This is a genomic window from Citrobacter freundii complex sp. CFNIH9 (assembly GCF_002903305.1).
In the GTDB taxonomy this organism is placed as follows: Bacteria; Pseudomonadota; Gammaproteobacteria; order Enterobacterales; family Enterobacteriaceae; genus Citrobacter; species Citrobacter portucalensis.
In genome coordinates, this window is record NZ_CP026238.1 from 4088080 (window position 1) to 4106399 (window position 18320).

Sequence of the window (18320 nt, forward strand, 5' to 3'; positions counted from 1 at the left end):
TGATACGTCGCCTTTCGGGCGCTGGTGAGAGCATAGGTCAAAAACAGACTGATGCGGATGATGTTAAAACGCAGGATAGAAAAATAAATGCGGCAGCGAAGTGAAGGTTAGAATTAAGCGGGAGATGCCTTAATAGCTTTAAAATTAAGAGCGCTATTATGGCATCGCCCGTTTTCAATTACGCCCGGACCGTGTCGTCACCGAAGCCAACCCACTTATATGTGGTCAGTGCTTCCAGTCCCATTGGGCCACGTGCGTGCAGTTTTTGCGTGCTCACCGCCACTTCCGCACCCAGTCCGAACTGGCCGCCATCGGTAAAACGAGTAGAGGCGTTTACATACACGGCAGAAGAGTCCACTTCATTCACGAAACGGTTGGCGTTGCTGAGCGTGCGCGTCAGTATGGCGTCCGAGTGCTGGGTACCGTGTTCGCGAATATGGGCGATAGCACCATCCATATTTTCGACCACCACAACGTTCAGATCCAGAGACAGAAACTCGTTATCCAGCTCTTCCGGTTTTAGTGGCACCAGTTTGGCAGGGCCATGCAGAACCTGCATCACAATTTCATCACCGTGCAGCGTAACACCGCTATCCGCCATCTTTTGGCTTAACGCAGGCAGGAAACGCTCAGCAATATCCTGATGCACCAGCAGAGTTTCTACAGTGTTACAGGTGCTTGGACGCTGGGTTTTGGCGTTAACGATAATCTTCAGGGCCGGGGCGATCTCCGCGGTATCATCAACATAAATATGGCATACGCCAATACCGCCGGTGATGACCGGGATGGTCGACTGCTCACGGCACAGCTTATGCAGACCCGCGCCACCGCGAGGGATCAGCATATCGATGTACTTATCCATCCGCAGCATTTCAGCGACCAGCGCGCGGTCCGGGTTATCAATTGACTGTACGGCAGCCGCGGGTAAACCGCAGGCTTCCAGCGCCTTTTGGATAACAGCCACGGTGGCGGCGTTGGTCCGGTAGGTCTCTTTCCCACCGCGCAGAATCACCGCATTGCCGGTTTTCAGGCACAGTGAGGCAACGTCAACGGTGACGTTTGGACGCGCTTCATAAATCACGCCAATCACGCCCAGCGGGACGCGACGACGCTCCAGACGCAGACCGCTATCCAGCAGGCCGCCGTCAATCACCTGCCCTACCGGGTCGGCAAGATTACAGACCTGGCGCACATCGTCAGCAATCGCTTTCAGACGCGCCGGCGTCAGCGCCAGGCGGTCGAGCATCGCTTCGCTCAGGCCGTTGGCTCGCGCCTGCTCAACATCTTGTACGTTCGCGCTGAGGATGCTTTCCGTTTGCGCTTCCAGCTCATCAGCAATGGTTTCCAGTACGCGATTTTTTTCGCGACTGGAGAGCAGCGCCAGCTTGTATGACGCGGCTTTGGCAGCAATGCCCATTTGTTCCAGCATATGCCTGTTCCTTAACGGGTGATCATGTCGTCGCGATGGACAGCAACCGGACCGTATTCATAGCCCAGGATGGTGTCGATCTGTTGTGAGTGGTGTCCGGCAATACGGCGCAGCGCGTCGCTGTTATAGCGGGTGACGCCGTGGGCAATATCGCGCCCTTCGAGATTGCAGATGCGGATCACCTCACCACGAGAAAAGTTACCTGTCACGCTTTTAATGCCTTTTGGCAGTAATGAGCTGCCGCGTTCCAGAATTGCTGCGGTCGCGCCCTCATCGACGGTAATCTCTCCGGCAGGCGGCGCGCCAAAGATCCAGCGTTTACGGTTCTCCAGCGGAGAGGCTTGAGCATGAAAACGCGTCCCAACGGAAACGCCTTCCATCACGTCGCCAATCACGCCCGGCTTGCTGCCTGCGGCAATAATGGTGTCAATCCCGGCGCGGCATGCGACATCGGCGGCCTGCAGTTTTGTGCCCATGCCGCCGGTTCCCAGACCTGAGACGCTATCCCCGGCAATGGCGCGCAGCGCATCATCAATGCCGTGCACGTCTTTAATCAGCTCAGCCTGCGGGTTGGTGCGTGGATCGGCGGTGAACAGCCCCTGCTGATCGGTCAACAGCAGCAGCTTATCGGCTCCAGCCAGAATTGCCGCCAGCGCGGAGAGGTTGTCGTTATCGCCGACTTTAATCTCGGCGGTCGCTACGGCGTCATTCTCATTAATGACAGGAACAATGTTGTTATCCAGCAGCGCGCGGAGCGTATCGCGGGCGTTGAGGAAGCGCTCTCTGTCTTCCATATCTGCACGCGTCAGCAGCATCTGCCCGATATGAATACCGTAAATCGAGAACAGCTGTTCCCACAGTTGAATCAGTCGGCTCTGCCCGACCGCCGCCAACAGCTGTTTCGAAGCTATCGTTGCCGGGAGCTCCGGGTAACCAAGATGCTCACGTCCGGCGGCAATCGCACCAGAGGTAACGATAACAATACGATGCCCTGCGGCATGGAGCTGCGCGCACTGGCGAACCAGTTCTACGATGTGGGCGCGGTTCAGGCGGCGGGATCCGCCCGTTAACACACTGGTGCCAAGTTTTACCACCAGCGTCTGGCTGTCACTCATGATTCTCTGCCATTCAAAATTGGGGAAAATGATATCAAACGAACGTTTTAGCAGGACTGGCCCCGGTTGCCAACAGCCAGCGCACAAAGCATGAAATTTTATTGCGCAGGATCAGCAAGCGTAGCGGCAGATTTTGACGCATTTATTACAGAAACAAAAAAACATCCTTTTTTAAAAATATTCTTACTTTGTCATAAAACGTTCATTGCCAGACGTTAAAAACCCTCCTGTCTTTTAACGGGGATCACACCCAGTGAATATTAGCGCGTACTTTTAATCAGGAATGAAAATGAAAAAGAGCACTCTGGCATTAGTGGTGATGGGAATTGTTGCGTCGGCATCCGTACAGGCAGCGGAAGTGTATAACAAGAACGGTAATAAGCTGGATTTGTACGGCAAAGTAAAAGCCATGCATTACATGACGGATTATGACAGCAAAGATGGTGACCAAAGCTATATCCGTTTAGGTTTTAAAGGTGAAACGCAAATTAACGATCAACTAACCGGTTATGGTCGTTGGGAAGCAGAGTTTGCCGGCAATAAAGCTGAAAGCGACTCTAACCAACAAAAAACACGTCTGGCCTTCGCCGGTGTGAAATTAAAAGATTTTGGCTCGTTTGATTATGGTCGTAACCTGGGCGCGCTGTATGATGTGGAAGCCTGGACCGATATGTTCCCGGAATTTGGTGGCGACTCCTCCGCACAGACCGATAACTTTATGACCAAACGCGCCAGCGGTCTGGCAACTTACCGTAACACCGACTTCTTCGGCGTCGTGGATGGCCTGGATCTGACCCTGCAATACCAGGGTAAAAACCAGGATCGCGATGTGAAAAAACAGAACGGCGACGGTTTTGGTACTTCTGTTACCTATGACTTTGGCGGCAGCGATTTCGCGGTGAGCGGCGCTTATACCAACTCCGATCGTACCAACCAGCAGAATCTGCAAACTCGCGGTACGGGTGATAAAGCTGAAGCCTGGGCAACCGGCTTAAAATATGATGCTAACGATATTTATATTGCGACGTTCTATTCTGAAACACGCAATATGACGCCAATTTCCGGCGGCTTCGCCAATAAAACACAGAACTTCGAAGCGGTTGTTCAGTACCAGTTTGACTTTGGTCTGCGTCCGTCACTGGGTTATGTGCTTTCTAAAGGGAAAGATATTGAAGGCGTCGGCAATGAAGACCTGGTGAATTATATCGACGTGGGCGCAACGTATTATTTCAACAAAAATATGTCCGCGTTTGTTGACTATAAAATCAACCAGCTGGATAGCGATAATAAACTGGGCATCAACGATGATGACATCGTTGCTGTCGGTATGGTCTACCAGTTCTAATTATACCCGTCATATTTCAAGCTGCATGTGCGTTGGCTTTCCTCGCTCACCCCAGTCACGTACTTATGTACGCTCCTGGGGATTCGCTGCGTCGCCGCCTTCCTGCAACTCGAATTATTTAGGGTATAGCATAAAAAAATGCCGGATGGGGTTGCGCCGCCATCCGGCATTTTACTGTTCATTATGCCGTTAACTTAACCGGTTCATCCTTAAAGTCGTCAGCAGGTTCCAGCGCCAGATTCAGCGTCGTCAACAAGCCACGTAATTTTTCATGGAATTCACGTAAGGTGTATTCCAGTCGCTCTACCACTTCAGTCTCTTTCACCGGCACCGCCGTCCAGTTACCGTCTTTATCAAACAAACCAAACTGATAGCTGTACGTGAAACGTTTTTCCTGCGCCTCCAGTTCCATCCACCAGCCCCAGAACTCGCGTTTCTCAGGGGCGGGTTTCACGTTGACGCAAACAGCCAGACAATCGAAAAAAAATCGATTATCTTCGCACTGCCCTTCCCGGATATACGGGCCAAGCGCGGTGAATTTCTTGATCAATCTACTTTTCGGATGCCCACTCGGTAACGTCATTACGATCTCCTTAGGTGAAGCACCTGTTTTACCAAATCGCTAAAATTTAGCAAACTTTTAACACAATCTCTGATTGATCCAACCGGTTATTTCCTGCAACCCTTTGTCAAAATTGCGATACACCGGGTTGAAGGGGATCTCCAGTAGCTTACCGTCTGAAGATGAAGATGTGATTAAACGTGACTCTTCTTCCGGGCTAAACGGATCGTTCTTCCAGAATCCCGAGAGCATTGGCGTCGGGCAGCGTCGCCCCAGCAGGCCCTGCACTTTTAATGAATAGCGATTAAGCTCAACGCGCAGCGCTTCATCGGAAGCGTCATGCATCCCCAGGCGGCTGGCCAGTACATCAAGGTACATTTCCGGGACGCTCGCCTGACGCTGCGGGTCGCTAAGCAGCGCATGAACCACTGGCCCCAGACAGGCCACCGCCTTCAGACGCGATGATTCCAGATACGCCAGACGTACCGCTACGTTAGCGCCAAAGCGGAAACCGAAGGCAGCCACGCGGGTGTGATCCACCCAGGGAACATTAGGCAGCGCTTTTAATACATGCTGATGCAGCAGGCTGGAATCCTGAGTCAGTTTCCATTTTGACGAGAACCCAACCGACGGCATATCCAGCGTCAGCATGGCTATACCCCGTGGGGCAAAATAGCGCTCATACAGGGTGTAGTAATCCGTTTGCATGGAATCGAGACCACCACACATCAGCACCGTCGGGAACGGACCGTCACCTTTTGGCATATGTAAGAAGCCGGTGATCGGCGCACCGCCAGCGACGGGAAACTCCATCTCACGCAGCGTGCCCGGCAATCGCTGTGCGGCCTCTTCATAGGCGCGATTCGCCAAAGCCTGTGCCTGCTCTGCCAGCTCATCGCCTTTCAGGTGTGGGTAAGCAGCAATGTTGTACAACGTAGACGCATGCAGCCAGTGGCGTCCGCTCACCTGCGGATCCTCTTCCATAGACGCTTTCTGTTGCCAGTCCATCGCCTGCTTCGCCCACTCATAGATCCAGTTCCCACCGCGATAGCCGATAACCGTATCGTAGAGTTCTTTATCTGTACGCTCGGCTTCGCTCATCACGATACGAGCCTGCACCTCAAGGATTTCACGCGGGTCGACGCCGCGCCAGATCCACATCAGGCGATTCACCATGCGATACCAGTGCGGAATGGTTTTGCCATCCAGGGCAGATTGTACGGACGGCTGCGCGCCGTGATTAAAACGACGAACCAGTGTTGACGTTTCAGGGTGTTTGAAGCGGGGTTTAAACAGGACTTCGCTGAGGTTAGCCTGTGACATGATTGCAGCCTCCATGAGTACTCACTAAGGCATAGTGTAACCTGACACAGCACAAAAAGAACAACGCCCGGCAGTTGCCAGGCGTTGAAAACTTTTTAGATTAGCGACCAGAGATCGGCGGGACGAACACTACGCCCATATCCCACGGCTGCTCAATCCAGGTATCCTGAGGGATATCAACAACATAATCATTCACCAGCGGGCGACCAGCCGGCTTAGCGAAGATAGTGACGAAATGCGCTTTAGGATACATTTCGCGGATCGCAACGGCGGTACCACCGGTGTCAACCAGGTCATCGATTACGATGAAACCTTCACCGTCGCCTTCGGCACGCTTCAGCACTTTCAGTTCGCGCTGGTTGTCGTGATCGTAGCTGGAGATGCATACGGTATCGACATGACGAATACCCAATTCACGCGCCAGCAATGCGCCCGGCACCAGACCACCACGGCTAACGGCAATAATGCCTTTCCATTGTTCAGAAGGCATCAGGCGGCTTGCCAGTTTACGTGCATGGATCTGCAACATGTCCCAGGTGACGACGTATTTTTCGCTCATGTGAAGTGTCCCAGCCTGTTTATCTACGGCTTAAAAAGTGTTCGAGGGGGAAATAGGTTGCGCGAGATTATAGAGATCTGACGCACTAAAAACCAGTGTTTCGCGGAATCCGCGCCTCTTTTTGCATGCTTTATGCTAGCCGTCAGCGGAGAAAGTGGTATTCTCAATCGCATCGCGCAAGCCTGACTTGTGGTGTTTTTAATTCTGCTAACCCCGTGGCCTGCAAGCAAGTTTTGTAGGACATCGCCAAGGAGACTCAACGTGTCTGAACTGTCTCAATTATCCCCGCAACCGCTATGGGATATTTTTGCCAAAATCTGTTCTATTCCTCATCCGTCCTATCATGAAGAGCAGCTCGCTGAACACATTCTGAGCTGGGCCCAAGAGAAAGGTTTCCACGTCGAGCGCGATCAAGTCGGTAATATCCTGATTCGCAAACCCGCTACCGCAGGCATGGAAAACCGCAAGCCGGTCGTTCTGCAGGCGCACCTGGATATGGTCCCGCAGAAAAACAACGACACCGTGCATGACTTCACTAAAGATCCTATCCAGCCTTATATTGACGGCGAATGGGTGAAAGCCCGTGGCACCACGCTGGGTGCGGATAACGGCATCGGTATGGCGTCTGCGCTGGCCGTTCTGGCTGATGACAGCGTAGTACACGGTCCGCTGGAAGTGCTGCTGACCATGACCGAAGAAGCGGGTATGGATGGCGCGTTTGGTCTGCAGGCTAACTGGCTGCAGGCAGATATCCTGATCAACACCGACTCAGAAGAAGAAGGTGAGATCTACATGGGTTGCGCAGGCGGTATCGACTTTACCTCTAACCTGCCGCTGTCCCGTGAAGCAATCCCGGCTGGATTCCAGAGCTTTAAGCTGACGTTAAAAGGCCTGAAAGGCGGTCACTCCGGCGGCGAAATCCACGTGGGTCTCGGTAACGCGAACAAACTGCTGGTACGCTTCCTGGCGGGCCACGCTGAAGAGCTGGATCTGCGTCTGGTTGATTTCAACGGCGGTACGCTGCGTAACGCGATTCCGCGTGAAGCCTTTGCCACCCTCGCCGTGGCTGCAGATAAAGTTGATGCGTTAAAAGCGCTGGTCAACACCTATCAGGAAATCCTGAAAAACGAACTGGAAGCCAAAGAGAAGAACCTGGCTCTGCTGCTGGATGCCGTAACTCAAGACAAAGCCGCGCTGACCGCTCAGTCTCGCGACAGCTTTGTGCGTCTGCTGAACGCCACCCCGAACGGCGTAATCCGCAACTCTGACGTCGCCAAAGGCGTGGTAGAGACCTCTCTGAACGTCGGCGTCGTGACCATGACTGACGATAATGTACAGATCCACTGCCTGGTTCGCTCGCTGATCGACAGCGGTAAAGACTACGTGGTAAGCATGCTGGATTCACTGGGCAAGCTCGCTGGTGCTAAAACCGAAGCCAAAGGTGCGTATCCAGGCTGGCAGCCGGATGCTAACTCCCCGGTTATGCACCTGGTTCGCGAAACCTATCAGCGTCTGTTCAACAAAACGCCGAACATCCAGATTATCCACGCGGGTCTGGAATGTGGTCTGTTCAAGAAACCGTATCCAGATATGGACATGGTTTCCATCGGGCCAACTATCACCGGTCCGCACTCCCCGGATGAGCAGGTTCATATCGAAAGCGTCGGCCATTACTGGACGCTGCTGACTGAACTGCTGAAGTCTATTCCGGCGAAGTAAGATTCTGCGCTAAATGCCGGATGACGCTACGTTTATCTGGCCTACATGCTGATTTGTAGGCCGGATAAAGTTGTTACGTAGCCATCTGGCCTGCACGCTGGTTTGTAGGCCGGATAAGGCGTTTACGCCGACATCCGGCAATTGTTCTGAATCACAGCCCCAATAGCAGTTGTCTTTCCATTTGTGGATCCAGCAGCGTGACGTGTAATCCCACCAGCCTGACACCTCGCCCTCCCCTACGCTCGTCCCAGGTCTTGCGCGCTGTCGTAATTAAGTCATCTTTATTTAAGCGCGGCCAGACGTGCTCCTGCGTAGTCTGCTGAAAATCATTAAACTTAAGTTTTATCCCCTGGCGAGCGATCAGCAGATCCGGCTTTACCTTTGCCAGACGCCGTTCCAGTTCAGGATAGAGCCGTTCAATTATCGCCTCACACTCCGACCACTCGTGAATATCTTCCGCCAGCGTACGCTCCACGCCGACGGATTTACGCAGCCTGTCGTTGTTGACGTCCCGCTCGTCAATCCCCTGACTGCGCTCCCACAGCACGCGACCAAACTTGCCGAAGCGTTTGAGCAGCATTGCCAGGTCGTATTTTTGAACATCTTCGCAGGTACGTAATCCCATTGATTCCAGCTTAGCGGCGGAGACTTTGCCAACGCCGGGAATTTTGCCTAACGGTAATGTTCTGAGAAATTCAGGAACATCGGCAGGGGTAATCACATATTGCCCATTGGGTTTGTTGAGATCGGAAGCTATTTTTGCCAGAAATTTTACCGGCGCAATTCCGGCAGAGGCGGTTAACTGTAACTCGTTAAAAATTGTCTGACGGATTTCCTGAGCGATCAGCGTAGCTGAGCCGTGGCAGTGGGTGCTGTCGGTCACATCCAGATAGGCTTCATCCAGCGAAAGGGGTTCTATCAGCGAGGTATAGCGAGAGAAAATAGCCTGAATCTGGCGGGAGGCTTCTTTATAGGCCTCGTAACGACCAGGTAATAAAGTGAGATGCGGACACAGCTTTAATGCCATTCCAGTTGGCATTGCGCTACGCACGCCAAATTTGCGCGCCGGGTAATTGGCCGTGCTGATGACCCCCCGACGTTCACGACTGCCGCCAATAGCAATGGGAATGTCGCGCAGGGCGGGGTTGTCGCGCATTTCCACTGCCGCGAAAAAGCAGTCCATATCGACATGTATGATTTTACGCATCGTTTGTCTCCCACATCACTGTTTAAGTATACAGTATTTTTATGTTGTGAGAAGTCTGGTTGTACCTAATGCTGGGCCGTTCCAGACCCATTATCCATCCAGCACGAATAAGACCCAATGAAGCGCAGTAACCAGCAAAATACGCCAGTGTCTGACTGCCTTTAAGCGCAATTTTCCGTATAAAGAAAAACTAAAGTGTAAACGCCGCACGAGAGACTTGCGAAAAACTCTCTTGGTGCTAATGTGAGCGCTCCAGATCCAGATTTATCCGATTTGGGGATTCTTTTTGCCGTCCTGGCGTGTGTGATCGTTTTATCAAGGAATAAGCAGTATGCGTAAAATCGCATTTTTTCTTGCGATGCTTTTATTGCCGTGCGTTTCATTTGCCGGTTTGCTGAGCAGCAGCAGCCCGACTACGCCTGTCAGCAAAGAATATAAGCAGCAATTAATGGGCTCCCCCGTTTATATCCAGATCTTCAAAGAAGAGCGAACCTTGGATCTGTACGTCAAGATGGGCGAACAGTATCAATTGCTCGACAGTTATAAGATCTGTAATTATTCCGGTGGCTTAGGTCCGAAGCAGCGTCAGGGTGATTTCAAAAGTCCGGAAGGGTTTTACAGCGTTCAGCGTGGACAGCTGAAACCAGATAGTCGCTTCTATAAAGCGATTAACATTGGTTTCCCTAATGCCTACGACCGCGCACACGGTTATGAAGGTAAGTACCTGATGATCCACGGTGCCTGTGTTTCCGTCGGCTGCTACGCAATGACCGACAACGGCATTGATGAGATTTTCCAGTTTGTGACAGGTGCTCTGGTGTTCGGGCAGTCCAGCGTACAGGTTAGCATTTACCCGTTCCGCATGACCGATGCCAACATGCAGCGCCATAAGTTCTCGTATTACAAAGATTTCTGGGCCCAGTTAAAGCCGGGATACGATTACTTTGAACAAACACGTAAACCACCGACCGTCTCCGTCGTCGATGGTCGTTACGTCGTCAGCAAGCCGTTGAGTCACGAAGTGGTTCAGCCGCAACTGGCATCAAACTACACGCTCCCCGAGACAAAATAATGCCCACTCGCCTGGCATAATCTTTTGCCAGGTTTCATTGCCGGTTAACGGTTGAGTGGCAATCACGGTGACCACATCATTGGGTGTGGTCTCTGAACTAAAATCGATTTCCACATCCTGATCCAGCAATGTCGCCACGCCAAACGGCGCACGACGCGTGATCCAAAACAGGTTGGTCGAACAGAAGGCCATCACATAGCGTCCGTCAGACAACAACATGTTGAAGACGCCCTTCTCCCGCAGCTCTCCTGCCAGCATTGCGATATATTTAAACACTGCCGTCATATTGCCAGGCGTGCGCGGATAACGCTCCGTCAGCTTGTGGAGCAGCCAGCAGAAAGCTTTTTCGCTGTCGGTTTCCCCGACCGGGCGGAAATTTCCGGTTTCCAGCGATTTATAGCCACTGAGCTGTCCATTATGAGCATAGGTCCAGTTGCGTCCCCACAATTCGCGGGTAAAGGGATGGGTATTTTCCAACGCCACTTCGCCACGGTTCGCCTGACGAATATGGGCAATCACGGAACAGGATTTGATGGGGTAGTCTTGTACCAGTTTGGCGATAGGCGAATTAAAGCTGGGTTGCGGATCTTTAAACGTACGGCAGCCCTTACCTTCATAAAACGTAATACCCCAGCCGTCTTTGTGCGGCCCGGTCCCTCCGCCGCGCTGAACCAGCCCGGTGAAGCTAAAGCAGATATCGGTTGGCACATTGGCGCTCATCCCGAGCAGTTCGCACATACATCACCTACCTTAAAACCGTGAACTGCCTGATGGCGCTGCGCTTATCAGGCCTACGTGGCGCTCATGTAGGCCGGATGAGGCTTCAGCCACCATCCGGCAATCGTCTTCTTATGGTTTAACCATCTCTTTTTCGATCAGCTGGATCAGAATATGGATCACTTTGATATGAATTTCCTGAATACGGTCAGCGTAGCCAAAGTGCGGCACACGAATTTCGATATCCGCGCTGCCCGCCATTTTTCCGCCATCTTTACCGGTCAAGGTGATCACTTTCATCCCTTTCTCACGCGCTGCGGCAATCGCTTTAATTACGTTACCGGAATTACCCGAAGTCGAGATGCCTAGCAGGACATCACCTTCACGACCCACGGCTTCTACGTAGCGAGAGAACACATAATCGTAACCAAAATCGTTGCTGACGCAGGAGATATGGCTGACGTCAGAGATAGCGATAGCAGGGTAACCAGGACGGTTTTCACGATAGCGTCCGGTCAGCTCTTCGGCAAAGTGCATCGCGTCGCAATGGGAACCGCCGTTACCGCAAGAAAGCACCTTACCGCCCGCTTTAAAGCTGTCTGCCAACAGGACCGCCGCGCGCTGAATGGCGTGAATATTGGCGTCATCTTTAAGAAAATTAGCCAGCGTTTCCGCCGCTTCGCTCAGTTCGTTACGAATAAGATCCTGGTACATGAGGATATCCTTCAGCATGAATGTAAATGACAAGATGCAGTGTACCGGATAGCGCTACCAGCGAGAAGTACAAGCCACAGGAATGGCTACGGCTTTTGATTTTTTGTGCCGGTTAAAACAGCAACAATGTGAGCTTTGTTGTAATTATTTTGTAAACACATTGCTAAAAGAATTTACATCCACTACAAACATATCATCACAAGTGGTCAGACCTCCTACAAGCAAGGGAGCTTTTCGTTATGATGATTTTGAGTATTATCGCTACGGTTGTTCTGCTCAGCGTTCTGTTTTATCACCGCGTGAGCTTATTCCTCAGCAGTTTAATTTTGCTCGCCTGGACGGCTGCGCTTGGCGTGGCTGGCCTGTGGTCAGTCTGGCTGCTGGTTCCTCTGGCCATTATCCTCGTGCCGTTTAACTTTACGCCGATGCGCAAATCCATGATCTCTGCGCCGGTGTTCCGCGGCTTCCGTAAAGTCATGCCACCGATGTCGCGTACTGAAAAAGAAGCGATTGATGCCGGTACAACCTGGTGGGAAGGTGACCTGTTCCAGGGCAAGCCTGACTGGAAAAAACTGCATAACTATCCTCAACCGCATCTGACCGCTGAAGAACAGGCGTTTATTGATGGTCCAGTGGAAGAAGCGTGCCGTATGGCGAACGACTTCCAGATAACCCATGAACTCGCGGATCTGCCGCCGGAACTGTGGGCATATCTGAAAGAACACCGCTTCTTCGCGATGATCATTAAGAAAGAGTACGGCGGGCTGGAATTCTCAGCATATGCTCAGGCTCGCGTTCTGCAGAAACTCTCCGGCGTTTCCGGGATCCTGGCGATCACCGTTGGCGTACCTAACTCATTAGGCCCAGGCGAACTGCTGCAACATTACGGCACCGAAGAGCAGAAAAATCATTACCTGCCGCGTCTGGCTCGCGGTCAGGAGATCCCATGCTTTGCTCTGACCAGCCCGGAAGCAGGCTCCGACGCAGGGGCGATCCCTGATACCGGCGTGGTTTGTATGGGCGACTGGCAGGGCCAACAGGTGCTGGGTATGCGCCTGACCTGGAACAAACGTTATATTACGCTGGCGCCTATCGCCACGGTACTGGGTCTGGCATTTAAACTCTCTGACCCGGAAAAACTGCTGGGTGGTGAAGAAGATCTCGGTATTACCTGTGCGCTGATCCCAACCTCAACGCCGGGTGTACAAATTGGGCGTCGTCACTTCCCGCTGAACGTGCCGTTCCAGAACGGTCCGACCCTCGGTAAAGATGTGTTTGTACCGATTGATTACATCATCGGTGGTCCGAAAATGGCCGGTCAGGGCTGGCGCATGCTGGTGGAATGTCTGTCTGTAGGACGTGGTATTACCCTGCCGTCTAACTCGACGGGCGGCGTGAAATCGGTCGCAATGGCCACCGGCGCGTATGCGCACATTCGTCGCCAGTTCAAAATCTCCATCGGCAAGATGGAAGGTATTGAAGAGCCGTTGGCACGTATTGCCGGTAACGCCTACGTGATGGACGCTGCGGCATCACTGATTACCTACGGCATTATGCTGGGTGAAAAACCGGCGGTGCTGTCGGCTATCGTGAAATATCACTGTACCCACCGCGGGCAGCAGTCAATCATCGATGCGATGGATATCACTGGCGGTAAAGGCATTATGCTTGGCGAAAGCAACTTCCTCGCCCGTGCTTATCAAGGTGCGCCAATCGCCATTACCGTTGAAGGTGCCAATATTCTGACCCGTAGCATGATGATCTTCGGTCAGGGTGCAATTCGCTGCCATCCGTATGTTCTGGAAGAGATGGCTGCGGCGCAGAGTAACGATGTGAATGCGTTCGACAAGCTGCTGTTCAAACACATCGGTCACGTTGGCAGTAACAAAGTGCGCAGCTTCTGGCTTGGCCTGACACGTGGCTTAACCAGCAGCACGCCAACCGGCGATGCGACCAAACGTTACTACCAGCACCTGAACCGCTTGAGCGCCAACCTGGCCCTGCTTTCAGATGTGTCCATGGCCGTACTGGGCGGTAGCCTGAAGCGTCGTGAACGTATCTCCGCGCGTCTGGGCGATGTGTTAAGTCAGCTGTATCTGGCCTCTGCGGTACTGAAACGTTATGACGATGAAGGCCGTAATGAAGCGGACCTGCCGTTGGTTCACTGGGGCGTTCAGGATGCGTTGTACAAAGCGGAACAGGCGATGGACGATCTGCTGAAAAACTTCCCGAACCGTCTGGTCGCGGGCTTGCTGAACGTGGTTATCTTCCCGACCGGTCGCCACTACGACGCACCGTCTGACAAGCTGGACCATAAAGTCGCGAAGATTTTGCAGGTTCCAAGTGCTACTCGTTCTCGTATTGGTCGCGGTCAATATCTGACGCCAAGCGAGCATAACCCGGTTGGTTTGCTGGAAGAGGCGCTGCTGGATGTCATTGCAGCCGACCCTATCCACCAGCGGATCTGTAAAGAGTTGGGTAAAAACCTGCCATTTACCCGTCTCGACGAACTGGCGCACAATGCGCTGGCGAAAGGGCTGATTGATAAAGATGAAGCCGCGATTCTGGTGAAAGCCGAAGCGAGCCGCCTGCGCAGTATCAACGTGGATGACTTTGAACCCGAGGAGCTGGCGACTCAGCCGGTAAAGCTGCCAGAGAAAGTGCGTAAAGTCGAAGCCGCATAACGATATACGCACAACGTTTAGCCCCGCTTAATGCGGGGCTTTTTATTGCCACATTTTCATTAATGCTCATGCTACAGTGTCAAAATGTTGTTCAACGAGGAGCCTCGATCGTGCCTGGTTTGAAAATTACTCTGCTGCAACAACCCTTGATCTGGATGGATGGCCCGGCCAACCTGCGCCATTTTGACCGACAACTGGAAACCGTCGCCGGACGTGATGTCATCGTGTTGCCCGAGATGTTTACCAGTGGATTTGCCATGGAAGCGGCAAATAAATCGTTGCCGCAGGAAGAGGTCGTCAGTTGGATGCGCGCCAAGGCGCAACAGACTAACTCCCTGATCGCTGGCAGCGCTGCTATCCAGTCTGAACGCGGCCCGGTAAACCGCTTTTTTCTGGTTGAGCCCGAAGGTAATGTGCATTTCTACGACAAGCGCCATCTGTTCCGCATGGCGGATGAGCATCAGCATTACCAGGCGGGTGACGCGCGCGTTATTGTTGAATGGCGCGGCTGGCGCATTCTGCCGTTGGTCTGTTATGACCTGCGTTTTCCGGTATGGTCGCGCAATCGCAACGATTACGACCTGGCGTTGTATGTTGCCAATTGGCCTGCGCCGCGTTCGCTGCACTGGCAGCTTCTGCTTGCCGCACGGGCGATTGAGAACCAGGCTTATGTAGCAGGATGTAACCGCGTGGGCACAGACGGTAACGGCCACCATTATCGCGGTGACAGCCGGGTGATTAATCCGCAGGGTGAGATTATTGCCACCGCCGAGCCGCATCAGGCCACACGCATTGACGCCGAGCTGTCACTCTCAGCGCTGCGCGAGTATCGCGAGAAGTTTCCCGCCTGGCAGGACGCCGACCCGTTTACGCTATAACTATCGCCTTCACTCCCGCTGCACTACGTTTCTTGTGGCGGGATTGTTTCACTCCGTAACCAACCGCAAAACAAATTCGCGTGGCGACATGCGGTGAGCATCGTATTCTGCAAAGGATAATCACTCGTAACCAGCGGGTGGCAGACAATGTCGATAATTTCCTTATCAGGATTTCAATAATGAAGAACTTCTTACGCATGACTTTGCTGGCGGCTACCTTAGCGGGCGCTTCTTTTAGTACGCTTGCAGCAAACGTATCCAATGTTCCTGCTCCAGCTCAGGACCCGGTCGTTCAGCATCTTAAGCTGACCAACGACCAGGTGGCGCAGATTAAAAAACTGCACCAGCAGCTTGAAACCAACGTAAGCCAGATTTCGGTGAAAGATGTTAAAGACGGCGCGTTGATTGACGTCATCAAGTCCGGGAAATGGGATGAAGCTGCCGTTCAGAAACAGCTTTCTGCGTTCAGCAACATCGAACAGCAGGCGCGTTATTATCGCGTAAAATACTATTTTGACCTGAACAAAGTGCTGACCCCAGAACAGCGCCAGCAGGTGCAAAAAGATATCGCACAGACGCTGAGCGAGTAATTGTCAGAGCCTGAGTCAGCAATGATTCAGGCTTTTCGGTAAAATTTCCTGCTCAAACAGAAAGCCCTGTACAGCATCTGCGCCGCTCATACGGCAAATGGCATAATCCTGTGGCGTTTCTACTCCCTCAATGACAACCCGCTCACCCAGCCCACGAAATTGATTGACCAGAACCCTCAACTGCCACTCCGATGTTCTGAACTGATGAAACATTCCACTTTCAATTTTGATGGCATCGAAACGGATGCCCGACAGCCGCCAGACAAAAAATAGCTCAGGCGAAACATCATCCAGCCACACGCGAAACCCGTGACGCACCAGCGTTTTTACGGCAATGCATACGGCCTGCTGCTCTGCCTTATCCAGGCGCATCATGGAGCCCGGATCCTGAATTTCAATAACAATCCTCCCCTGATGCACCTGCTTTGTGAGACGTGTGATCCATGACAGACTGGTCAGCATCCTGACGGATAAATTCAGCGAATAGCTTCCAGAGAGGGCCAGCACCCGCTGCATTTGCCATAGAAAAAGCTGCTGTTTTGCCGTGATGGAAAGGTGCTTGAAAAACAAATCCAGTGGGAGCGGTGTGCGTACCTGACTTAACACCTCACAGACATCCAGCGATGCGTCATCAAAAAAATGAATGCGCTGCAAACGGATCCCGGTGATCCGCAGCAGCTCGGCGTTGCGGGGAAGTTCTGGCACATAACGGGCCTGTTCGCTGAAACTGTTCATATCATTCCATTATTTTTATTAAAAGGACGTCGTGCATCCTGCAGCCACGGGATACGGCGATCGTTTGGGTATATCAGGCAAAAGTGCGTCGCCAGACGATGCGCCTCGACCAGGTCGCGCTGTTGCAACGCCAGTAAGATTTGCGTGAAGGAGACATTAGGGTCTGGGTGAACGCGCACATAATCAGGCGCCCAGCGGCGAACTGCCTCCAGCCAACGTACGTCCCGGGTACGCTGATACCGTTGCAGATACCCCATCTGGACATCAAACCGATAGCGACTGGTAAGAAGCCAGCCTCCTACAGGGAACTGTTCGGCAAGATGCCACTGCGTTGACTGCCTCTCCGCCAGCGTCAATTGCTGTTGCGTGTGCAGCGTGAGAAGCAGCAATGGCGCGACGGTCAGTAACGAGATAAACCCTGCCGCGCGAATCAGCGACGTCGACGTAAGCGCCAGGCGTATTCCCGTTCGCGCGCTGTCTGCACATCGAAGCAACAGGATCAACAGCAGCCAGTGTGGCGTTGACTGCCTAACGGGGTATTCCGTCAACATATGAATAACCACCGGCAGTGCCGCCACCAGGCAGGCGCGACGCCAGCAATTACCGTGCAGCCAGAGCCATAAACCACCCGCTATAAAACAGAGCGCCCCTGCCAGCCCAACCAGACCGCCCTCCACCAACCACAGCACCAGTTCGTTGTGCGGATGCGAAATGCTGCCCAGCCCCAATGGCCCCGCGCGTTCGAGAAACACGGCAGCAAAACTGCCCACGCCCCCCCCCCATCCACGGACGTTCGGCAAATAATGCCAGCGACGTTTTCAACACCGTCCAGCGCACTTGAGAAGTCGTCAGATGATCGACCGTGACCACAGACAAAAAATGGCGGGCCGTGGCCCCTATCGCTACGCCTAACGCCAGCGGCAGGAGAAGTAGCAGCAGCGTGCGCCGTTGCGCCGGGAAAACCGCCAGCAGCAGCACTTCACCGATTACCAGAGACAGGTAGCCGGTTTGCGACTGAGATTCATGCAGCACAAATCCCATCATTACCAGGCCTATCCCAATGGCAATTCGATACCCGCGGTGCAGACGTAAAAAGAGCGGCGCTGACAGCAGCACACCGCATGCCATGAAGCTGGCCATCAGGTTGACCTGCTGAAATATCCCGTAGGGTCGCGTACCGCGCCGCCAGGCAAACTCCCAGTATTCAACGCCCGGCAAATGCCAGTACTGATAGACAAACGCCAGACATTCAATGACGCACGCTCCCCATAGCAGAGCCAGCAGTGCCGTTAAGGTGTTTGCCGTGAGCGGAATTTGTAATGTGACCAGATAGACGCTCACACCGCCCAGTAACGCCCCCGCCACCAGCAGTGCCTCGGCCTGCCAGACATCAGGCGTTAGCAGGCAAAGCAACGTCAGGATAAACGCCCCGACTGTAAAACCCGCAGCGGGAACAGTGATGCGCCAGCGTTGACGAGGCACCAGCATCAATACGCTTGCAGACAGTACAACTGCGTAGATCCAGCTCGTAATATTAAGCGGCAACGACAGACCGCTGCCGCCGTTGTTCGGCCAGTAGAGATGCATGACCCCACACCAGAAAAACAGACTAATACCGAGCAATAATTTCTGCGCAGGCAGCGGCGCAATGCGATTCAGTACGTTCATCAT

The 18320-nt window shown here is 53.0% G+C and carries 15 protein-coding genes and 1 pseudogene; 6 read left to right on the forward strand and 10 right to left on the reverse strand.

The features are described from left to right. Positions 1 to 178 precede the first annotated feature (178 nt). Positions 179 to 1429 (reverse strand): glutamate-5-semialdehyde dehydrogenase, encoded by a 1251-nt coding sequence (gene proA, locus C2U43_RS20790; RefSeq protein WP_103285732.1) that lies wholly within the window; start codon positions 1427 to 1429, stop codon positions 179 to 181. Positions 1430 to 1440: 11 nt separating this feature from the next. Continuing rightward, positions 1441 to 2544, reverse strand: a complete 1104-nt coding sequence (gene proB, locus C2U43_RS20795; protein WP_003031373.1) for a glutamate 5-kinase — start codon at positions 2542 to 2544, stop codon at positions 1441 to 1443. Between the two features lie 289 nt (positions 2545 to 2833). Between proB and phoE the strand changes: the two genes are divergently transcribed. Next, positions 2834 to 3889, forward strand: coding sequence for a phosphoporin PhoE (phoE, locus tag C2U43_RS20800; RefSeq protein ID WP_003830831.1), 1056 nt, complete (start codon positions 2834 to 2836; stop codon positions 3887 to 3889). Between the two features lie 181 nt (positions 3890 to 4070). Here phoE and crl read toward each other — a convergent pair whose 3' ends face one another. The 3 genes from crl to gpt all read right to left on the reverse strand — a co-directional run bounded on the left by crl (position 4071) and on the right by gpt (position 6333). Next, complete coding sequence (gene crl / locus C2U43_RS20805) at positions 4071 to 4472, reverse strand: sigma factor-binding protein Crl (RefSeq protein ID WP_008783790.1); 402 nt, start codon at positions 4470 to 4472, stop codon at positions 4071 to 4073. Between the two features lie 57 nt (positions 4473 to 4529). Further along, on the reverse strand, positions 4530 to 5774 hold the full coding sequence (gene frsA, locus C2U43_RS20810; protein ID WP_048214870.1) for an esterase FrsA: 1245 nt from the start codon (positions 5772 to 5774) through the stop codon (positions 4530 to 4532). A 100-nt stretch (positions 5775 to 5874) separates the two neighbouring features. After that, entirely contained in the window at positions 5875 to 6333 is a 459-nt protein-coding gene (gpt, locus tag C2U43_RS20815) for a xanthine phosphoribosyltransferase (protein WP_003031380.1), read from the reverse strand. A 261-nt stretch (positions 6334 to 6594) separates the two neighbouring features. On the opposite strand from gpt, the gene pepD reads away from it, so the two are divergent. Next, positions 6595 to 8052 (forward strand): cytosol nonspecific dipeptidase, encoded by a 1458-nt coding sequence (pepD, locus tag C2U43_RS20820; RefSeq protein ID WP_071444638.1) that lies wholly within the window; start codon positions 6595 to 6597, stop codon positions 8050 to 8052. Positions 8053 to 8203: 151 nt separating this feature from the next. Here pepD and dinB read toward each other — a convergent pair whose 3' ends face one another. Next, entirely contained in the window at positions 8204 to 9259 is a 1056-nt protein-coding gene (gene dinB / locus C2U43_RS20825) for a DNA polymerase IV (protein WP_003830824.1), read from the reverse strand. Positions 9260 to 9590: 331 nt separating this feature from the next. Here dinB and dpaA point away from each other — a divergent pair, with 331 nt between their 5' ends. Then, positions 9591 to 10331: a peptidoglycan meso-diaminopimelic acid protein amidase gene (dpaA, locus tag C2U43_RS20830; RefSeq protein ID WP_003830823.1), complete on the forward strand. Its 741-nt coding sequence runs from the start codon at positions 9591 to 9593 to the stop codon at positions 10329 to 10331. Here dpaA and C2U43_RS20835 read toward each other — a convergent pair. Together C2U43_RS20835 and lpcA are read right to left on the reverse strand one after the other, a co-directional pair. Beyond that, on the reverse strand, positions 10302 to 11069 hold the full coding sequence (locus C2U43_RS20835) for a class II glutamine amidotransferase (protein ID WP_003031388.1): 768 nt from the start codon (positions 11067 to 11069) through the stop codon (positions 10302 to 10304). The two genes, dpaA and C2U43_RS20835, sit on opposite strands and share 30 nt — an antisense overlap. Positions 11070 to 11180: 111 nt before the next feature. Continuing rightward, a complete protein-coding gene (lpcA, locus tag C2U43_RS20840) occupies positions 11181 to 11762 on the reverse strand; it encodes a D-sedoheptulose 7-phosphate isomerase (protein WP_003031390.1) in 582 nt (193 codons plus the stop codon). Positions 11763 to 12001: 239 nt separating this feature from the next. Here lpcA and fadE point away from each other — a divergent pair, with 239 nt between their 5' ends. From fadE to C2U43_RS20855, 3 genes are all read left to right on the forward strand, one after another. Beyond that, complete coding sequence (gene fadE, locus C2U43_RS20845; RefSeq protein ID WP_003830821.1) at positions 12002 to 14446, forward strand: acyl-CoA dehydrogenase FadE; 2445 nt, start codon at positions 12002 to 12004, stop codon at positions 14444 to 14446. A 110-nt stretch (positions 14447 to 14556) separates the two neighbouring features. Continuing rightward, entirely contained in the window at positions 14557 to 15324 is a 768-nt protein-coding gene (locus tag C2U43_RS20850; protein ID WP_048214872.1) for an amidohydrolase, read from the forward strand. Between the two features lie 179 nt (positions 15325 to 15503). Beyond that, on the forward strand, positions 15504 to 15914 hold the full coding sequence (locus tag C2U43_RS20855; RefSeq protein WP_003830819.1) for a Spy/CpxP family protein refolding chaperone: 411 nt from the start codon (positions 15504 to 15506) through the stop codon (positions 15912 to 15914). Between the two features lie 15 nt (positions 15915 to 15929). Here the strand turns inward: C2U43_RS20855 and C2U43_RS20860 are convergent, their stop codons facing one another. Further along, positions 15930 to 16649 (reverse strand): EAL domain-containing protein, encoded by a 720-nt coding sequence (locus tag C2U43_RS20860; protein WP_048236084.1) that lies wholly within the window; start codon positions 16647 to 16649, stop codon positions 15930 to 15932. Beyond that, a pseudogene (locus tag C2U43_RS20865) lies at positions 16646 to 18320 on the reverse strand (O-antigen ligase family protein). The gene C2U43_RS20860 and the pseudogene C2U43_RS20865 overlap by 4 nt, the downstream one beginning before the upstream one ends.

What these genes read in the sequence shown, in the direction of transcription:
- frsA (WP_048214870.1), bottom strand. Translation starts at nt 5,774, where the DNA reads ATGTCACAGGCTAACCTCAGCGAAGTCCTGTTTAAACCCCGCTTCAAA.
- dinB (WP_003830824.1), bottom strand. Translation starts at nt 9,259, where the DNA reads ATGCGTAAAATCATACATGTCGATATGGACTGCTTTTTCGCGGCAGTG.
- gpt (WP_003031380.1), bottom strand. Translation starts at nt 6,333, where the DNA reads ATGAGCGAAAAATACGTCGTCACCTGGGACATGTTGCAGATCCATGCA.
- fadE (WP_003830821.1), top strand. Translation starts at nt 12,002, where the DNA reads ATGATGATTTTGAGTATTATCGCTACGGTTGTTCTGCTCAGCGTTCTG.
- lpcA (WP_003031390.1), bottom strand. Translation starts at nt 11,762, where the DNA reads ATGTACCAGGATCTTATTCGTAACGAACTGAGCGAAGCGGCGGAAACG.
- proB (WP_003031373.1), bottom strand. Translation starts at nt 2,544, where the DNA reads ATGAGTGACAGCCAGACGCTGGTGGTAAAACTTGGCACCAGTGTGTTA.
- C2U43_RS20860 (WP_048236084.1), bottom strand. Translation starts at nt 16,649, where the DNA reads ATGAACAGTTTCAGCGAACAGGCCCGTTATGTGCCAGAACTTCCCCGC.
- proA (WP_103285732.1), bottom strand. Translation starts at nt 1,429, where the DNA reads ATGCTGGAACAAATGGGCATTGCTGCCAAAGCCGCGTCATACAAGCTG.
- phoE (WP_003830831.1), top strand. Translation starts at nt 2,834, where the DNA reads ATGAAAAAGAGCACTCTGGCATTAGTGGTGATGGGAATTGTTGCGTCG.
- dpaA (WP_003830823.1), top strand. Translation starts at nt 9,591, where the DNA reads ATGCGTAAAATCGCATTTTTTCTTGCGATGCTTTTATTGCCGTGCGTT.
- crl (WP_008783790.1), bottom strand. Translation starts at nt 4,472, where the DNA reads ATGACGTTACCGAGTGGGCATCCGAAAAGTAGATTGATCAAGAAATTC.
- C2U43_RS20835 (WP_003031388.1), bottom strand. Translation starts at nt 11,069, where the DNA reads ATGTGCGAACTGCTCGGGATGAGCGCCAATGTGCCAACCGATATCTGC.
- C2U43_RS20855 (WP_003830819.1), top strand. Translation starts at nt 15,504, where the DNA reads ATGAAGAACTTCTTACGCATGACTTTGCTGGCGGCTACCTTAGCGGGC.